Genomic DNA, 17,002 nt, shown 5'->3' with positions numbered 1-17,002 from the left:
CGAAGTCAGAACAGGTTCAGTGCCGGCTCGTAGATGGGCAGCAAGAGGCTGCACGCGGCGGCGGAGTGGGACACCCGCACTGCCTTCATCGCGGCACGTTCGCGGAAGTAGCCCGGGGGCGTGCCGAACCACTTGCGGAAGGCCCGACCGAAGCTGGACTTGTCGCTGAAGCCCAGCTTGGTCGCCACTGTATCGAGGCTCAGCAAGGGATTGGCGATCAGTTCGGCGGCCAGCTTGCGCCGTTCCTGTTCGACAAGGTCGAAGAATGTCGTCCCCTCGTCCGACAGCGCCCGGATGATCGTTCGTGAGGACAGACCCTGTTCCGCCGCGATCTGTTTGAGGCGCGGCGCCTGCCCTTCGTGGGCCAGCAGGTGCATCACCCGCTTGCGAACGCGGACCGTGAGGGAGCCGCCGGGGTGCGCCTGCGCCTGATGGCGAAAGTTTTCCTGCGCGAGCAACCACATGGTCGGATCGGATTCGGGATTGGGCAGATCGGCCAGTTCCGCCGGAATGTGCAGTCTATTCACCGCCGATCCTGCCGATACCCTGCACCGTATGTTCGACCAGAACGCGGGCGGCACACAGGTGGCGCCAAGGCTCGTGCGCAATTCGACCGCCTCCATCCTTTCCGACGCGATGGATTCAACGACCTTGCAGAGCGTCAACGCGGCCAGCGGCATCAGGAAATCAGCAAGACGCCCCATGTCGACCTTCGGTTCGACATGAACGTCAAGGCCGCGCTGCCCTCGAACGATCTCCAAGTGCATGTACGGATGGTTGGTATTGCTGGCGCAGCACATACCCGCGAGCGCCTCACCCAGATTGGGGGCGCTGACGTATAGCAACGCTGCACGCGGGCCCAGCGCCGGCCTTGCATGCTCGATCACGCGCCGAAGCGGGTCGGCCATTCCCATGCGTTCGACAACATTGGCGGCAACCAGCAGATCGTCCGCTGCGGAAATGGCGGGCGGCAGGTCATCGCGTCCCGTCAGGGTGGTCCCTTCGGTCAACCAGCAGGGCCAGCCTATCCAATGGCCGAGGTGGAGCCAGACCCCGGTCGAGACCAGTGTCCCGGCCGCAGGCCCCATCGTCGCAATTGCGCGGTGCGCATCTTCGTGGAACGGCCTGTCGCGCGCATCGGCATCATCGACCCGATCGCCAGACGATCCATCCGCGCCGGATCCGACCTGTGCCTTCGCCTCGAGCATACGACAACCTCATGCTTGCGGGCAAAGGCCCCGGCACATGACGGAACTTTGCAGCAGTTCGTCCTTCACGGCTCTCAACTTGATGGTGAAAAGACAAGACTACGTAATGTCACCATTTGCACATGCAGTGTCAATATATGTCGATGGCTCAGGACGAGAACTTCCTTCATCCTGTACAACAACGAAAATCTGAAGCCGGGAGATCGGGCGGAGCGATCATTTTCGAGTTTCACAGAAAATCCGGCTGACCGGCTCGACCGATCTTGAACGGCATCAGCCTGCATTGTGCAAATGGCCCTCCTCGACTTGTCGAAGGATCGAATGCTCCGGGTCGGCAATGTTCAGTGGAATCAGATGGAGGCGGGATCCCGCCCGAATTCACGACGGTTGGGCCGCTTGCTCCTCCAACCTTCCCGCCACGCCCCAGGGCCAAGAGCAGGAAGTCACGGGCGATAACGGAAAATGGAAAGGGTGCCATCATGAAGACCTCATTGTCCTACTTCCTGGCGACGGCCATCACTGCATCATCGATCCTGGGCTCCGCCCCTTCCTTCGCAGAGAAGGCTGACAAGCTGCTGTCGATCAACGGAAAGGATGCCTGGGGGGCGGAACAGGCGCTGAAAGACCGAGGCTTCAAGAGCGTCAGCAGCCACAAGAACTCGCAGGGCTACGTCTACAGCTACTGGTGGAACAAGCATGACGACAACTGCGTGCGCGTGGAAGTCTACAACGACACGGTGGAGACGATCACCGACGCGAAAGACAGCGATTGCGGCCATTCGGGAGGAAGTTCGGCAGCCGCTGTCGGGGCTGTTGCCGGGCTGGCAATCCTGGGCGCCGCCCTTGCCAGCAAGTCGCATCATCACGGCGACAAAAATTACTCGCAGCAGGAGCAGGCGGAATTCGACCGGGGCTACAAGGACGGCCTCTACAATGCGAGTTATCACAACTACAATCGTTCGGACCCCTACTCCCGTGGCTATGAAGTGGGCGTGGACGAGCGCAAGGCCAACCTGAGCCACCACCACAATCGCGGTGGCTACAGCCAGGTGGCGCAGTTCCAGGACCTCCAGGGCGCGCGGGCGGCGGGCGCGATGGACGAACTGGGGCGACGCGGCTTCCAACAGGTCGACAATTTCACCTCCGGCAATGGCCGCTACAGCATCCAGTGGCGTGAGCAGTCGAACCAGTGTCTCCAGGTGATTGTCGCCGATGGCCGTATCGAGGATATCCGCGACATCCAGACTCATCCCAAGTGCCGTTCCGGCCACCTGAGCGGCTCCGACGGCAAGACCTGGTACCAGCGCCTCGTCGGCGCAGCGGGCGACGGCGCGGAGAACCAGCTTGGCATCAACGGCTTCAGCAAGGTCGACACATTCGATTCCGGCCGGAACGGCTACGGTACGGTCTGGTACAACCGCTCCAAGCGCCAATGCCTTCAGGTTATTACCGTCAACGGACGCGTGGACTCTGCTTCCGACATCGTTTCGCATCCCCGGTGCCGCTGACGGCATCCGGCCCCCATGTCCTGCACCGGGCGACCACCGGGCGGTGCAGGACATGGGAAACGTCCCAATTCGTGCGAACTTATCGGAGCGATACCATGAGCCTGACGAACAAGACTGCCCTGAAAGCGTCCCTGGCACTCTGCATGACCCTGCCCCTGCTGGCCTGCGGATCATCCGCGGACTCGCCGGAGGCGACCGCCAGCGCCGAGACCCCTGCACCGGCGAGTGAGGTGGCCGTCGTCTTCCCCGACAGCCTCGTCGTCATCGGTGACGGCTACCCCGCCAGCGGCGCACCCTGTCGGCGTCTTGGCGAGAGCGCCGTGACCTCCAACTGGCTGGACGACAGCGCAATCCTCGTCGGTTGCCCCAGCGAGAGCGACGCGAAAGTCCTTGGCGGCAAGATCGCCGGTTCGGTCGGTGCCATCACCATCGTCTCGGTTCCGACCGGCGATGCCAACGCGGGCATGGGTGAGAATGGTCCGGTCGAAAAGACCGTGGCTGCCGCAGCGCCCAAGACCCTGAAGGACCCGATCCGCTCACCCGGCGGCATGGAATCGAAGTGCCTTGCCCGCGTCAACGAGATGACCGGCGGCAAGGTGATCGGCTCGCGCCGCATCGACGAAGCGGAATCGGGCGTGATGATCTATGTCAACGTCGAAGGGGCGCAGGCCCCATGGCAATGCTTCGGCAGCAAGGACGGCAAGATCAGCGAAGTCTACTACGGTGGCGACGAGGGCGCCCTGTAACGGTGATGTATGGCGGTGCCGTGCGGCAACCGCCACGGCGGCGAAGGAGACCCATTCATGCCTGCCCGCATATCAATTGCCGCAAGTATGGCAGCCTGCACTCTCGCCTCATGCGCCCCGGTTTCCATGCCGGATGCCGATGCCGGTAATGTCCTGGCCGGAACGTCGTGGAGGCTCGTCTCGATCGATCGCGGCAATGCCGGACGGGCTGCACTGACTCCCGCACTACAGGCCCGCCATACACTCTCCTTCAATCGCGACGGCAGCTTGAGCCTGACGCTCGACTGCAACAGGGGCAATGCCAACTGGTCCGCCGGGCCCCTGCAGTCGGGCAACGGCAGCCTGACGATCGGGCCCGTTGCGGCCACGAGAGCGCTATGCCCTGCTCCCAGCTTTGGAGAGGAAATGGCGGCGGCTCTGCCCGCCGCGCAGGGTTTCACGCTGCTTCCCGGGGGCAAGGGACTGACCATCATGACGGGGACCGCCGTCTTCGCATTCGTCGCCGGATCCTCGGCACCGCCTTCACCCCAACCCACGACCCTGCCCGGCACGGAAGATGCACTGGTCCCGGGGACCGACTACCATGCCACCGCGCAAGTCCCGTGCGGCATGGCGGGTAAGCCCCCGAATTCACGCTGCTTTGCGGGCGTGAAACGCCATTGGGGACCGGACGGTACAAACCTCGTCGAGGTCACCAGGCCTGATGGCAGGAAGCGCGCCATCTTCTTTCGGGGGACCACGCCTTATGGCGCCGACAGCGCCGAGGCGGATGGCTCTGCCGGCTGGCAATTCACTGTCACGCGGAACGGTGACCGGAACACAATCCAGTTCGGCCCGGAGAGTTATGTGATCGTCGATGCACTCGTCGAGGGAGGTTAGACAAAATGGGCAACCGATGCCGATGGGCAAGCAGGAGCGATCAGGCGTGAGATGGGCATCACGTATTTTCCTGGCACTTTATGCCTTTGCACTGCTGATTTTCCTGATCGGTACTTTCGGCTGGTTCGGCCAGGAGACCGACCCGCTCTCCGGCGTGTTCCTGATCCCATTGGGCTTGCCGTGGAACCTGCTTGGCGATCGATTGGGCCTCGCCGGGGTCGCCGTCGGCCTGCTTTCCCCTGCCATAAACGCAGGCGTTCTCATTTGGCTTGCCAAGCGAAGACGCGCCACATGACGTCAAGCTCGCACAACCGATGAGCCGCCACCCCCTCCCGGGCCGAACCCGCCAATTCGCGCTTGCCGCGGCAGCAGTCCTGTCTGTCGTTCCGGCTTCGTCAGCGCTTTCCAAGACCACATCCGCGAAAGGCGCCGGGAACCCGAACTGGGACATCGTCGCATTCGAAGTAAAATCCTGGGGCCAGGCCCGATCCTCGTGGACCATCGGGCGTGACGGCACCGGCAACTGGGCTGAGCCCGTCGAGACCCCGAGCGAGACCGGCGCTCCAACGCATACGGCCTATCACCTGATCGAGGCAGGAAGTTCCGGTTTCGCCCGCATCGCCGCGATCCTGTCGAACCTTCCCGATCCGGCGCCCGACTCCCGGGACTGCGAACAGTTCATGCCGGACATGGCCTATGGCACCGTGCGCCTGACAAAAGGCGCCACCACCACCGAAATCGCCTGGAACGCGGGCTGCATGGACGAAAGATACCGATCGTTCATGGCAACCTTGCAGCAAGCCGACGAGTTAATGCGCGAATGGGGCAAGGCGGGCAAGATCGTGCGCCGGGAATGATGATCCCCTAAATTGAAACTGACAGGAGGTTCATATGGGATGGATTATAGCACTGATCGTTGGCGGTATTGCCGGCTGGCTGGCCAGCAAGGTCATGAACCGCGATGCCTCGATGGGCATTTTCTGGAACATCGTGGTCGGCTGTGTCGGTTCGGTCATCGGCAATCTCGTTGCCAACCAGTTCGGGATCGTCGGCAGCGTCCAGCAATTCTCGATCGTCGGCCTGCTCGTCGCCTTCGTCGGCGCGGTGATCCTGCTCGGCATCGTCAACCTCATCCAGCGCGGGAAAGTGCGCTAAGCAAGGTCCGGATCCCTGCGGACGGCCGGGCGAAGTCACTCAATAGCTTCGCAATGCCGTCCGTTCAGGCCGAGATGCACCCCTCCGGCTGCGAGAGGGGAACTGCGCAGATTTGAACATAACCACGCAGTCATCTGCATGATTTCTTGCGCGCAATTTTCTTCGGACGCGTCGCAATTGAAGAGAAGACTCCACAAGCGAACGATCCTGAGCATATTACAGAGCGATGGAAGAGATTCGCGATGCGATCTATTACGAACAACTCGCCCGCTATGCGCGCCAGCTGGCCGCCCGCCACGAGGACGCCCTGGCGGCACGCCATCTTCGCGAAACGGCGCTGAAACACGAACGCAAGGCCCGAAAATTGCGCCGCGCCGAAGCCAAGGCGCTCGAAGGCAAACGCCCCCGGTACCGCTGGGCCTTCTGGCGCGATTGAGCCTCCTCCTAGACCGGAAGCCGCAGCCTTTGCCGGAAATGCCGCAAGGCGCGCTCCAGTATTGCACCCAAGGCCGACTGTAGCCGTCGCTCGATTCCGAAGCTGAACGCCCCGGCCAGCAGGTTGCACAAAACGATGGCCGCACCGACTGCAAGCACCGGGCTGTGGGTCGCGCGCTCGATCACACCGAACAGGTAGCCCCCGGTGATCTGGTTCACGAGATAGAGCGGGTAGGTCAGCAGGCCCATGGCCTTGGCCGCACCTGCCCACCGGCGCGTCGTCCAGACGGGGAGCATCACACCGGCACTTGCCACGAGGATCGCTGCTGCCCAGACGATCGAGGCGACGTGCGCGTTCTGGCCGTACTCGACCACGCCAACGCTGGCCCGGGCGAAGAAGTAGACGACAACCATCCCGATCAGGAAATTGATCGCGTAGATAGCCAGGTTGCGCGCGACGTCCTTGCCCGCATGGACCTGATAGAGCGCTATGCCGACAAGGAAGAAGCAGTTCGTCGTCACCAGCGTGACGCTCAGCCGATAGGATGCGGCAAGGTCCGCGATGGCCTGTGCATCCAGCCCGACAAGGCCCGATGCGGCGAGCAATATGCCGCTCCAGAATACGAGGTTGAAACCGGTGATTGCCGAAGTCAGCGCGGTCATGTGCGCCAGCAACCGAAACCTGATGGCGGCAATTATCAAGGCGTAGAACATGGCTTCAGCCACCAGCGTCCATATCGCCCCGTCGATCCACGGCCCGAAGGGGAAAAGCACCATGGAGCGCATCATGCGCCGCATGGCTTCGACCGGCGCCAGTACCCCCGCCATCAGCACCACTGCGGCAGACAGGAGGGAAAAGGTCCATAGCCCGGGAAGAATGCGCTTGGCCCGCCCGATAGCGAATTGGCCTGGGGTCTTGTCGCCGCACGACATGAATATGACGAAGCCGGAAATTACGAAGAAGACCGGTACGCCCAGCCACCCGAGGCTCGCCCAAGCGATGGCGGCTTCGAAGCGTGTCCCCGATCGCGTTACCGCACCGATGCCCCCGGCCGCAGGCGCTTCCACCCAGGACAGGAACAGCAGATGATAGAAAACCACAGCCTGCGCCGCCACAAACCGGAGCAGGTCCAGGGTCGCAAATTCACGAGGACGGGATGAACTCGAAGAATCGCCTGGCCCCATGTGTCTTGCGTGTCCCTTGCAGCATCAAGACTGCAAAGGATCGAGCTGCAGCCAGGCTCGCCCGGGCCCCATAACGGATGGCACCGAACTCAACCGACCAAGACTATGCAATCTTTCCCGCGCCTTGAACGTCAATTCGGTATGAGCCGGAAAGCCATACGATACCGGTTCGACTGACCCGTTCGGCTTGCAACTAAGGGGTATGAACGGGCTTTTCGCGCGCTTCGGGAGCCGGTGCCGGACCGCAGGTAACGGCCTCGCCCAGATCCTTGTAGAACCGGCAAAGGCGCAGACCCGCGGCGTGGATGCGATCGCCCCATGCCTCCACCTCGTGGTTGTACAGGTCGTTGGCCTTGGGATCGGTCAGGATCGCTGCCGTCGGCTTCGGCTTTGCCTGCGCCACGGCTTCGATATCGAGATGCGAAGGAAGAACCTTCGGCGGCTCGGTCGTCTTGCAGGCAGTCAGGAAAAACAGGGCAATGACAATGCTCTTCAGAGGCATAATTGCTGGAATTCCTTCATGCCCTTCAGTTCTTCGGGCGAATAGGCGTCGCGAAGCCGCGAGCAGTTCAGCTTCAGTGTCGTGTCCGGAAGGCGCTCAACTTTCCTGGCGGCACCGGCCACCTGCGGTTTAGGAGCGGCCTTCGGCGGATCCGGCTGACGCTCTTCGATGATCTTCGTAATCACCTGATTGGCGCGATCCTCAGCCGTTTGCTCCACGGGATCGAGGGGCACCACGGTCTTCGTGGGCACCGGCGCAGGCGCGCTGCTCAGCGTGAGGATCGCCCATGCACTTGCCGCGAATGCGATCAGGACCACTCCAATGGCGATCCCTGCAGCAACCCTGGTAAGCAACGTGGACCATCCCTCCTTGGTCTGCGACATGCAGAGCATCACAGCTATCAATTCCTCTTCGGACTCAATGCGCTTGTGCAGGAGCGAATAACCTCAAACAGCTTGCGACGAAACCGTTTTCCCGTCCGGCGTCAGCATGATTTCGACGAACCGCGCCGAAGCGGCCTGCCGCGACCTGGCCCGGTCCCACCGCAATTGCCGACGACTATTGCTTGCAAATCCGTTGCTTGTACCCAAACGTAGTACCGCGTGTTGCAAGATTGCCAATCCGCGAGCCGTCTGATTGAATGCCCTCGCGCATGGGTCACCAAGATCGCAGGTCTTCTCTCCCGCAATCGGATAACACCGTGATGAACAAGGCAGTTGCAGGTCTCGTTGCCCATGTCGGCGAGCCGCCCGACATCGAGACCTCCTCCGATGGCTATGCCTCCCGGTTCCGCGGCAAGGTGGGCGAATACCTGCTCGGCGTACAGGAACGGGGCCTCTTTTCGCTACTGGAACAGCCGCCCGTTCCGCCCGCATCGACCGTCCTCGACGTTGGCGGCGGCCATGCCCAACTGGCTCCTCCACTGGCATCCGCCGGATATCGCGTAACGGTCGCGGGAAGCGATGCCAGCTGCGGGATGCGGCTCGCACGCCATGACGGCGCGCCCGCCATCGATTTCGTGGCCTGCGACCTGCTGCAGATGCCATTCGCGGACCGGAAGTTCGATGTCGTCACGAGCGTGCGGCTGATGGCCCATATCGACGACTGGCCGCGCCTCGTCGCCGAGCTTTGCCGGGTCGCAGACAAGACGGTGATCATCGACTTTCCGGTCTATTCCAGCGTCAACGCGCTATCGCTGCTCACCTTTCCGCTGAAGAAGCGGATCGAGAAGAACACACGCACCTACCGCAGCTTCTTCGGGGGAGAGGTGCGCAAGGCCTTTGCCAGCCATGGCTTCAGGCAGACCCGTGAGTGGCGGCAGTTCGTCCTGCCCATGGCCCTGCACCGCGCCCTGCCCAAGGCGACGTTGACGCAGCAGGCCGAAGGTCTGATGCGAAAGGCGGGCCTGACCGGCCTCGTCGGCAATCCGGTGCTCGCCCGGTTCGATCGCGAGGATTGATGAGCGATCCCCGTACCGTCGCCGTCACTGGCGCAACCGGCTTCACCGGCAAGGCACTCGCCCTGCGCCTCGCTCGGGACGGCCTGCGGGTGCGCGCCCTTGCGCGGCCCGGCTCCACCCTGCCCGACCATCCCGGCATCCTGCGCATCGAAGGCGACCTGCAGGATGAAACCGCGCTCGCCCGCCTTGTCGAGGGCTGCGACACGGTCTTTCACATTGCCGCCATGTACCGCAAGGAAGGCAGCCCGGAGGAATTCGTCGCCGTCAATTTCGAAGGCACCAGGTCCCTGGTCGCAGCCTGTCGGGCCGCCGGCGTGCGCCGGTTCGTCGATTGCTCGACCATCGGCGTGCATGGCAGTGTCGATGACAGTCCCTCGGACGAAACCGCGCCGTTCAGCCCGCGCGACCCGTACCAGGAAAGCAAGCTGCTGTCCGAAGCCTTCTGCCGCGAGGAAATGGGGCGCGGCGGGTTGGAAATCGTGATCATCCGACCCTGCGGCATCTACGGCCCGGGCGATACGCGCATGCTCAAGATGTTCCGGATGGTCCAGCGCGGGACCTTCTTCTTCGTCGGCGACGGGTCGGCCAACTTTCACCCGGTCTACATCGATGACCTCGTCGAAGGTTTCGTCCTTGCCATGGACAGCGAGCAGGCCCCGGGCGAGACTTTCATCATCGGCGGTCCGCGCTTCCTGCCTTTGCGCGACTACGTGGGAGCGGCGGCGCGGGCGATTGGACGCAAGCCTCCTGCCCTGCACATTCCCTACAAGGCCATGCACCAACTGGCCCGACTGGTAGAAGCAATCTGCATGCCGCTGGGCGTCGAGCCACCGCTCCATCGCCGCCGCCTGACCTTCTTCAAGCACAACCGGGCCTTCACCAGCGCCAAGGCGGAACGCCTCATGGGTTACCGGCCCCAGATCGACATCGACGAGGGCTTCAGGCGCACGGTTGCATGGTACCGGGAGACCGGGCTTCTGCCCCCGCGATGACGATCCCGAACGAAGGTCCTGCTCCCCGCTCCGGCCATGCACGGGCGCGCGGAATGATCCATTCGCTGCTGCGCTCCCGGTCTCTGCTCGCCAGTCTCGGCTTCGCCTTCGCCGGGGCCGCATTCACTTTCGGCAACCTGTTGTTGGCAGGCGTCCTGCCCCCTGCCGCGTTCGGACAGCTCTCCCTGTCGATCGCGGTCTACAACGTGTTCATCTGGCTTGCTCCGCTCGGGCTGGATCAGGTGCTGCTGCGCCGCCGGCTGGATCCGGGCGCTCGCCTGCTGTTGCGCGCATTCCTTTCATGCAGCGGCATTGCCGCGATTGCCACGATCGGCACCGTGCAGTTCTATGACCTCCCGGCCCTGTCCGGATTACTGCTGGGCGCGGCGATCGTGGGCGGAGGCCTCGCAATGGCGGCCAGCATGGGTCTGCGCCGTCACGACTGGACCGCCGTTCCGCTCGTGGCCACGAACGTCGCCAGTTGGGCGCTGCTGCTGGCCGGCGGGCTGGGCCTTGTCCTTAGGCTGGGATCGGACCTGCCGGTCCTGCTGATCCTTGCCGCAGGCTGCGCCTTGGCGGCGGCCCTGAGCTGGTACGCCTTCATTCGCTTTTGCGGCCTTGGCGACGAGAAGCCCGACCGGGTGCCGCGCGGCGAAGCCTTTTCGCTGATGGTGACGGCCGGAGCGGGATCGGTTCTCGTCCAGATCGAGCGCTTCGTCATCCCGCAGGCGCTGGACTACCGCGCGCTCGCCATGTTCGCAGTGGTCGCATCGGTCGCGATTTTCCCGTTCCGCCTGCTGCGATCCGGATCCAGCTTTGCCCTGACGCCCCGACTGCGCGCCGCATCGCAGCGGGCAGACCGCTTTGCATTATTCGCACAGGAAACCCGGTCGCTGGGGGTGACCATGGTGCTCGCCACCATTGTCGTCGTCATGCTTGCGCCCCTCGTCGCCACCATCTTCACCGGCGGGCGCTATGAACTTGATCGACTGCTGGTTCTCATGGCCTGCCTCAACGGTGCCGCGAAGCTGATCGAGGGCCTGCCGCGCGCGGCCGTGGTCGCCTGCGGCACCGCCGAGGAAATCCGCAAGCTAAGCTGGATGAACTGGCTGACGATTGCCACTTGCCTGCTGGGCGCCTGGATCGGGGCGCAATGGGGCCTCGCCGGCCTGATCAGCGGAAGCGCGGCCGGCTGCCTCCTCAGCACGATTGCGCCGGCATTGCTGGCCCGGCGAGCGTTGACGCGCGGTTTCGTCGAGTAGGGATCTGCACTGGCCGGCGGCGAGGCCGAGCCTGCAAGAATTCCCCGGTGCCAACCGCCACGGCCACCTTTCCTGCGACCGGAGTTGGCTAATTGATGAATGCGCTGATCCTCACTCCGGGCATAATCTTCGCATGCCCGGATCGACCCTCGTCGGGCAATTTCGAGACGCCGACATAGCCTTGTGGATTAATTGACAGGACTAAAATTCCTACGATATAGAATGACTTCACATCATCAGCGATCATACCGAAAACGTTCTTTATAAAATCGCTAGATCACGATTAATTATATAATGTTAATACTACGCTTTTCACAATCAACATACGTCGCAAGCATAGAATAACCCGAATATGGCTATTACATCTCTCAGGGTATATATCGTTACGTAGGTTTGAAGAAGTCAGAACAACACAATTGTTCGTTAGCCATACGCAAATACCAACTCGGGTCGCAAGTTATTCGCTGTTTCGAGTATTGGTGGGGGTAACGCATGGCTCTAATCTCCGTCATCGTGCCGGTGTACGACGAAGAGGAGAACGTCGAACCGCTCTATCGGGCGGTCGATCACGCATTGAGCGGCCGGGATTTCGATTTCGAGCTGGTGTTGGTCGACGACGGCAGCAAGGACCGGACATACGAACGCGCCGCCGCTCTGGTTGAGCGCGACCCGCGCGTGCGCGTCGTCAAGTTCCGTCGCAACTACGGCCAGACCGCCGCCATGGCAGCGGGCGTCGAAGTCGCGCGCGGGGACGTGCTGGTGACGATGGACGGCGACCTCCAGAACGATCCCGAAGACATCCCCCGCCTGCTCGAAAGGATCGAGGAAGGCTACGACATCGCAATCGGCTGGCGGCGCAAGCGCAAGGACGGTGGCGCCCGCGTCTTCATTTCCAAGATCGCCAATCGCATCATGACCTACATCATGGGCATCGCCGTGCGTGACAGCGGCTGCTCGCTCAAGGCCTACAGGGCGGAGCTGATCAAGGGAATTCCCATGTATGGCGAGATGCACCGCTTCATTCCAGCCCTTTCACAACTCGCGGGCGCGCGCCTGGTAGAGCTGGAAGTCAACCACCGCCCGCGGCAATTCGGTGTTTCGAAGTACGGCTTCTCGCGCATCCAGAAAGTGATGCTGGACATCGTCACGATCCGCGTACTGCTCAGCTACGCCCGTGCGCCGCTGACCTGGCACCTGAAAGTCGTGGGCCTGTCGTTGCTGCTCGACCTGCTGGCCTTCGGCTACGTGATATTCGGCCAGCCGAAGAGCCTTGTCGTGGCCGGCGGCATCGCCATGGTGCTCTTCTCGCTCACCCTGTTCCTTGTCGTCTGGGGCCTGGCCGGAGGGCTTTTCGCCGCAGTCGAACCCAACGTGGGCAGATATGCCGTGATCGCAGCCAAACTCTCGTCGCGGCTCAAGCTGCTCAACCCTGCCCCGCAGGAGGAACTATGAACACGATGGCCCCGCCCGATCTCACCATCGACATCTCCGTCATCATCCCGGTGATCGACCGCACGGAACCGGCCGAGGCCGTATGGCGGGCTTATCACGACGTGCTGATGCGGACGAACAAGTCGTTCGAGTTCATCTACGTCCTCGACGGCCCCTTCGAGGACTATGCCGAGGAACTGGCCGCGGTCGGCGATCGCGGGTTCCCGCTCAACATCGTGCGCTTCAACCGGCCCTTCGGCCAGGTCGCCTGCCTGCTGGAAGGAGTGCGCCACGCCCGCGGCGAGACCATCCTGATCCTACCGGCGTACCTGCAGACCGCGCCTGAAAGCCTGCCGACCCTGCTCGACAAGCTGGAGAACGCGGACGTCGTCTCAGCCTATCGCGACCGCAGCACCGACAACGTGCTCAGCCGCCTGCGCGGCTGGAGCTTCGAAGCCCTCGCCCGCATGGCCGGATCGCGCTTCAAGGATCCCGGCTGCGTCGTGCGCGCCTTCCGCCGCCGCGTCTTCGACGACCTGCAGGTGCACCATGAGCAGCACCCGTTCCTGCCGCTGCTGGCCGAAGGCTTGGGCTACAAGGTCGAACAGGTCTGCATGCCCCAGTCGCGTTCGGACCAGAAGATCCGCATGCACCGCGCGATCACCTATTTCAGCGTGTTTCTCGATCTCATCGCGCTGGGCTTCCTGACCCGCTTCATGCGCAAGCCGTTCCGCTTCTTCGGATCGGTAGGCGCGGGATGCATCGCCATCGGCGTCGCCATGGGCATCTACATCCTCATCCAGCGGCAGACCGCAGGCATGGAACTGGCCGACCGCCCGGCCCTGCTGCTCACCGTGCTGATGATCGTGCTCGGCATCCAGATCGCGGCCGTTGGCCTGATCGCCGAAATCATCATCTTCACTCGCAATCCCAGCCGCAGCGCCTACAAGATAGAGAAGATCGTGACCCACCCGGACGAGGCTTGATGCATCAACCCGATGTCGTGATTGTCGGAGCCGGAATGCAGGGAGCAACGATGGCGCTTGCCGCCGCGCGTTCCGGGCTGACGCCGCTCGTGGTGGAACGCGGCAAGGTTGGCAGCGGTGCGACGGGCAACAGCTACGGCATCATCCATGGCGGCCTGCGCTACCTGCAGGGCCTGAGCATCGGGCGCTGGCGACGCTCCCGGCAGGCGCAGGCGTGGTTTCTCGACAATTACCCCGATCACGTCCGTCCGCTGGCCTGTGCAATGCCGCTCTATCGCCATACCATGCGCTCACCGATGGCATTTCGCGCCGCGTCGGCGCTGGAAGCCTGCCTCTATCGCGGCACCGGCCTTGCGCGCCGACTGCCCGGGCTGCAGCTTCTCGGGGCAGAGGAGATCGCCAGGGCCTATGACCTGCCCCGACGCCATCTCGTGGGTGCGGCCTTGTGGCACGATCTGGTGACGGACGACATGGAAACGCTGCTGCGCACGATCCTTGCCGATGCCGGCGCTAGCGGGGCGTCGCTGCTGGAGGAGACCGTGGCGGGCGACCTGATCGTTGCCGACAACCGCATTGCGGGCCTCAAGGTCACCCGCGCCGATGGGACCGTGCAGGAAATCGCAACGCCCCGCGTGGCGATCTGCGCCGGATCGTGGTCCTCGCGCTGGCCGCAGGAGCCACAGGCCGCCAGCACGGCGGCGCTCGCCTTCAATCTCGTGCTCGACATGCCCTTCCCGGGCGATGCCGCGCTGGCGGTATCCGAAACGCCGGGCAAGGGCCGCAGCTATTTCCTGCGTCCGTACGAGGGCGGCACCTTTGCCGGCACTTACTATCGCCCAGCCCCCGGCGCGCGCGAACCGGAAGTCATGCCTGCCGATATCGACGCCTTCCTCGAAGTGCTGGACAGGGCGCTGCCGGGCTACGGCATTGCCGAAGCAGGCGTGCGCGCGGTGATGCCCGGACTGCTCCCCGATACCGACGGGACCGGCCGGACCCTGAGCGCCGCCGACACGATCTCGGCGCCGGGCCCAGCAGGCCTGTGCCATGTCCTCGGCTCGAAGCTCACGACCGCGCCCCTGCTCAGCATCGATGCCGCACAGCGGCTCTGGCCGGAAGAGGCGCGGCGCGCGGCATGACCCGACCATCGGCGCCCCATCGCATCGCCGTGGACGCCCACGTCCACCTCCATGACGAGGGCGATGCCCTCTCCGCGCTCGAAGCCGCCGCGCGGAACTTCGCACAGGCGGCACCGCAAGCGCAGACGGGCGTATGCATGCTGGTCGAGCGCGAGGGCTTCGCCGTATTCCGGCACTTGCGGGGCAGGCTGGTGCAGACCGGGGAAGCGCATTCGCTCTGGCTCGACGAAGGCCGCCGCCTGCTTGTCGTCGCCGGGCGGCAGATCGTCAGTGCCGAGGGGCTGGAAGTTCTCGGCCTGGGCTTCTCTTCCGCCATGGCGCTGGAACGCAAACCTGCGGGCGAGATCGTCGCGGCCATCCATGCCGCACGGGCCTTACCGGTCCTGCCCTGGGGCGTGGGCAAGTGGCTCGGCGCGCGCGGCCGCCTCGTCGATCGCCTGCTGCAGGACGACCACGCGCTCCTGCTCGGCGACAACGGCGGACGTCCCGGCTTCTGGAAGGTTGCGCGCTTTTCCGGAAAGAGGCGCGTACTCGCCGGGTCCGACCCCCTCCCCCTGCCAGGATCGAGCGGGACCATCGGGCGCTTCGGCTTCTTCCTCGACGGCACCCTTCCGGCCGAACGCCCGGCAGAGGCATTGCTGGAGGCCCTGCGCGATCCCGCGACGGAGCTGACGCCTTACGGCAGCCTCGCCTCCCCCATGCGGTTCCTGCGTGACCAGACACGCCTGCGCCTCGCCCCCCGCAAGGCAGCGCGATGAGGATCCTGTTCCTCGCACCCCACCCCTTCTTTGTCGAACGCGGCACGCCGATCGCCGTGCGCCAGGCCGTCACCGTCCTGTGCGAACAGGGGCATGAGGTCGACCTCCTGACCTACCACGAGGGCGCCGAAGTGGAGATCCCCGGCGCGCGGATCCTGCGCATCCGGCCCGGCTTCGGCATCAGCAATGTGCCCATCGGCTTCTCCGCCAAGAAGCTGGTTTGCGATGCGTGGCTGGCGGCAGCGGCCCTGCGACAGGTGCGGCAAGGCGACTACGATGTCGTCCATGCCGTGGAAGAGGCCGTGTTCATCGCCCTTGCCTGCCGCGCAGCCGGCAAGTTCAGGGTCGTCTACGACATGGACTCGCTGATGCCCGACCAGATCGCGGAAAAGTGGCCAGCCGCCCGCGTCCTGCTACCGCCGCTGCAGTGGTTCGAGCGCCAGGCGATCCGCCGCGCCGATCTCATCCTGCCGGTCTGTCAGGCCATTGCCGAGCGGGCCGAGAAGGCGACCTCCGCGGCAAAAGTCCACCTCCTCCCCGACGTCGCCTTTGCGCCGGACGCGCCGGATGGGTGCGAGATCGAGGACCTGCGCACCCTATTCGTTACGCCTGCCCCCCTCGCGCTCTACGTCGGCAATCTGGAGCGCTATCAGGGGATCGACCTGCTGCTGGAAGCCTTTCGTCGGCTGCCCCCCGAGGAAGCCTGCAACCTGGCGGTCATCGGCGGCACGCCGGAAATGGTCTCAGGCCACCGTGCGAAGACGAGCGGCCTGAAGATTGCCGAGCGCGTGCGATTCCTCGGTCAGCGCAACCTCGACGCGCTGGGAGCTTATCTCGCGCAGGCCGACATCCTGTGCTCGCCGCGTCTCAAGGGCGTCAACACGCCAATGAAGGTCTATGGCTACATGGCATCGGGCCGGGCCATTCTGGCCACCGATATCCTCAGCCACAGTCAGGTTCTCGACTCCGAGTGCGCCGTGCTCGCCCGGCCCGATCCGCAGGCCATTTGCGATGGATTGCGTGTCCTGATCCGGGACGGTGGGCTTCGCGCACGACTGGGTACGAATGCCGCGACACGGGCCCGCGAGCTCTATGGTCCGGCGGCCTTCGCCCGGCGCCTTGAACGCGCCTACGCCACAATTTCGCCGGTTCCGGCAACAAGCGTTCCGGATGCGGCTGCGCTCCAATAGTCGCGCGCAGGCTTCGTTCTGTCGGAGTACCCCCAAGTAACTTGTCTAAGCGCCCGTCATTTAACTTAATTTCACAACCACTTGTCGGGTTGGGCAACATCAGGCGACATCTCTCGTTAAACAGTTGCCCAGCTTGACCTGAGCGGTTCAAATTTGACGCACGCCCGGCG

19 protein-coding genes are annotated in these 17,002 nt (G+C 63.8%); 15 read left to right on the top strand and 4 right to left on the bottom strand.

Annotated features, from left to right (window positions below):
* Positions 1-5: 5 nt before the first annotated feature.
* Entirely contained in the window at positions 6-1,208 is a 1,203-nt protein-coding gene (locus B5483_RS15890; RefSeq protein ID WP_079731108.1) for a helix-turn-helix domain-containing protein, read from the bottom strand.
* A 479-nt stretch (positions 1,209-1,687) separates the two neighbouring features.
* Between B5483_RS15890 and B5483_RS15885 the strand changes: the two genes are divergently transcribed.
* The 7 genes from B5483_RS15885 (at position 1,688) to B5483_RS15855 (ending at position 5,932) form a co-directional block, all read left to right on the top strand.
* The gene (locus B5483_RS15885; protein ID WP_176168078.1) at positions 1,688-2,716 is read left to right on the top strand and encodes a hypothetical protein; all 1,029 of its coding nucleotides are present in this window, start codon (positions 1,688-1,690) and stop codon (positions 2,714-2,716) included.
* A 95-nt stretch (positions 2,717-2,811) separates the two neighbouring features.
* Positions 2,812-3,462, top strand: a complete 651-nt coding sequence (locus B5483_RS15880) for a hypothetical protein (protein WP_079731107.1) — start codon at positions 2,812-2,814, stop codon at positions 3,460-3,462.
* 57 nt (positions 3,463-3,519) lie between these two features.
* On the top strand, positions 3,520-4,341 hold the full coding sequence (locus B5483_RS15875) for an META domain-containing protein (protein ID WP_176168077.1): 822 nt from the start codon (positions 3,520-3,522) through the stop codon (positions 4,339-4,341).
* 22 nt (positions 4,342-4,363) lie between these two features.
* Positions 4,364-4,636, top strand: coding sequence for an SCO4225 family membrane protein (locus B5483_RS15870; RefSeq protein ID WP_245829303.1), 273 nt, complete (start codon positions 4,364-4,366; stop codon positions 4,634-4,636).
* A gap of 19 nt (positions 4,637-4,655) precedes the next feature.
* Complete coding sequence (locus B5483_RS15865) at positions 4,656-5,198, top strand: hypothetical protein (RefSeq protein ID WP_079731105.1); 543 nt, start codon at positions 4,656-4,658, stop codon at positions 5,196-5,198.
* A gap of 34 nt (positions 5,199-5,232) precedes the next feature.
* Positions 5,233-5,496, top strand: coding sequence for a GlsB/YeaQ/YmgE family stress response membrane protein (locus B5483_RS15860; RefSeq protein ID WP_054945600.1), 264 nt, complete (start codon positions 5,233-5,235; stop codon positions 5,494-5,496).
* A gap of 226 nt (positions 5,497-5,722) precedes the next feature.
* Positions 5,723-5,932 carry a hypothetical protein gene (locus tag B5483_RS15855; RefSeq protein ID WP_054945599.1) on the top strand — a complete coding sequence of 70 codons (210 nt, stop codon included), beginning with the start codon at positions 5,723-5,725 and terminating at the stop codon, positions 5,930-5,932.
* 8 nt (positions 5,933-5,940) lie between these two features.
* Here B5483_RS15855 and B5483_RS15850 read toward each other — a convergent pair whose 3' ends face one another.
* The 3 genes from B5483_RS15850 to B5483_RS15840 form a co-directional block, all read right to left on the bottom strand.
* The gene (locus B5483_RS15850) at positions 5,941-7,116 is read right to left on the bottom strand and encodes an acyltransferase family protein (protein ID WP_079731104.1); all 1,176 of its coding nucleotides are present in this window, start codon (positions 7,114-7,116) and stop codon (positions 5,941-5,943) included.
* A gap of 193 nt (positions 7,117-7,309) precedes the next feature.
* Positions 7,310-7,618 carry a hypothetical protein gene (locus B5483_RS15845; RefSeq protein WP_079731103.1) on the bottom strand — a complete coding sequence of 103 codons (309 nt, stop codon included), beginning with the start codon at positions 7,616-7,618 and terminating at the stop codon, positions 7,310-7,312.
* A complete protein-coding gene (locus B5483_RS15840; protein WP_231634590.1) occupies positions 7,609-8,001 on the bottom strand; it encodes a hypothetical protein in 393 nt (130 codons plus the stop codon). Before B5483_RS15840 ends, B5483_RS15845 begins: the two co-directional genes overlap by 10 nt.
* 320 nt (positions 8,002-8,321) lie before the next feature.
* On the opposite strand from B5483_RS15840, the gene B5483_RS15835 reads away from it, so the two are divergent.
* From B5483_RS15835 to B5483_RS15800, 8 genes are all read left to right on the top strand, one after another.
* Positions 8,322-9,077 carry a class I SAM-dependent methyltransferase gene (locus B5483_RS15835; protein WP_079731102.1) on the top strand — a complete coding sequence of 252 codons (756 nt, stop codon included), beginning with the start codon at positions 8,322-8,324 and terminating at the stop codon, positions 9,075-9,077.
* Entirely contained in the window at positions 9,077-10,069 is a 993-nt protein-coding gene (locus B5483_RS15830; RefSeq protein ID WP_079731101.1) for an NAD-dependent epimerase/dehydratase family protein, read from the top strand. Before B5483_RS15835 ends, B5483_RS15830 begins: the two co-directional genes overlap by 1 nt.
* Positions 10,066-11,331, top strand: coding sequence for a polysaccharide biosynthesis protein (locus tag B5483_RS15825; RefSeq protein ID WP_054945593.1), 1,266 nt, complete (start codon positions 10,066-10,068; stop codon positions 11,329-11,331). Before B5483_RS15830 ends, B5483_RS15825 begins: the two co-directional genes overlap by 4 nt.
* A gap of 492 nt (positions 11,332-11,823) precedes the next feature.
* Positions 11,824-12,783: a glycosyltransferase family 2 protein gene (locus B5483_RS15820; protein ID WP_054945592.1), complete on the top strand. Its 960-nt coding sequence runs from the start codon at positions 11,824-11,826 to the stop codon at positions 12,781-12,783.
* Positions 12,780-13,748 carry a glycosyltransferase gene (locus B5483_RS15815; protein ID WP_054945591.1) on the top strand — a complete coding sequence of 323 codons (969 nt, stop codon included), beginning with the start codon at positions 12,780-12,782 and terminating at the stop codon, positions 13,746-13,748. The genes B5483_RS15820 and B5483_RS15815 overlap by 4 nt, the downstream gene beginning before the upstream one ends.
* Positions 13,748-14,884: an FAD-dependent oxidoreductase gene (locus B5483_RS15810; protein ID WP_079731100.1), complete on the top strand. Its 1,137-nt coding sequence runs from the start codon at positions 13,748-13,750 to the stop codon at positions 14,882-14,884. The genes B5483_RS15815 and B5483_RS15810 overlap by 1 nt, the downstream gene beginning before the upstream one ends.
* A complete protein-coding gene (locus B5483_RS15805) occupies positions 14,881-15,642 on the top strand; it encodes a hypothetical protein (RefSeq protein ID WP_245829299.1) in 762 nt (253 codons plus the stop codon). Before B5483_RS15810 ends, B5483_RS15805 begins: the two co-directional genes overlap by 4 nt.
* Entirely contained in the window at positions 15,639-16,832 is a 1,194-nt protein-coding gene (locus B5483_RS15800) for a glycosyltransferase family 4 protein (protein ID WP_079731099.1), read from the top strand. Before B5483_RS15805 ends, B5483_RS15800 begins: the two co-directional genes overlap by 4 nt.
* Positions 16,833-17,002 lie beyond the last annotated feature (170 nt).

The organism is Novosphingobium mathurense, assembly GCF_900168325.1.
Lineage (GTDB): Bacteria > Pseudomonadota > Alphaproteobacteria > Sphingomonadales > Sphingomonadaceae > Novosphingobium > Novosphingobium mathurense.
The sequence above is the reverse complement of the archived record's forward strand: the minus strand, read 5'-3'. Positions and strand labels throughout refer to the sequence as shown.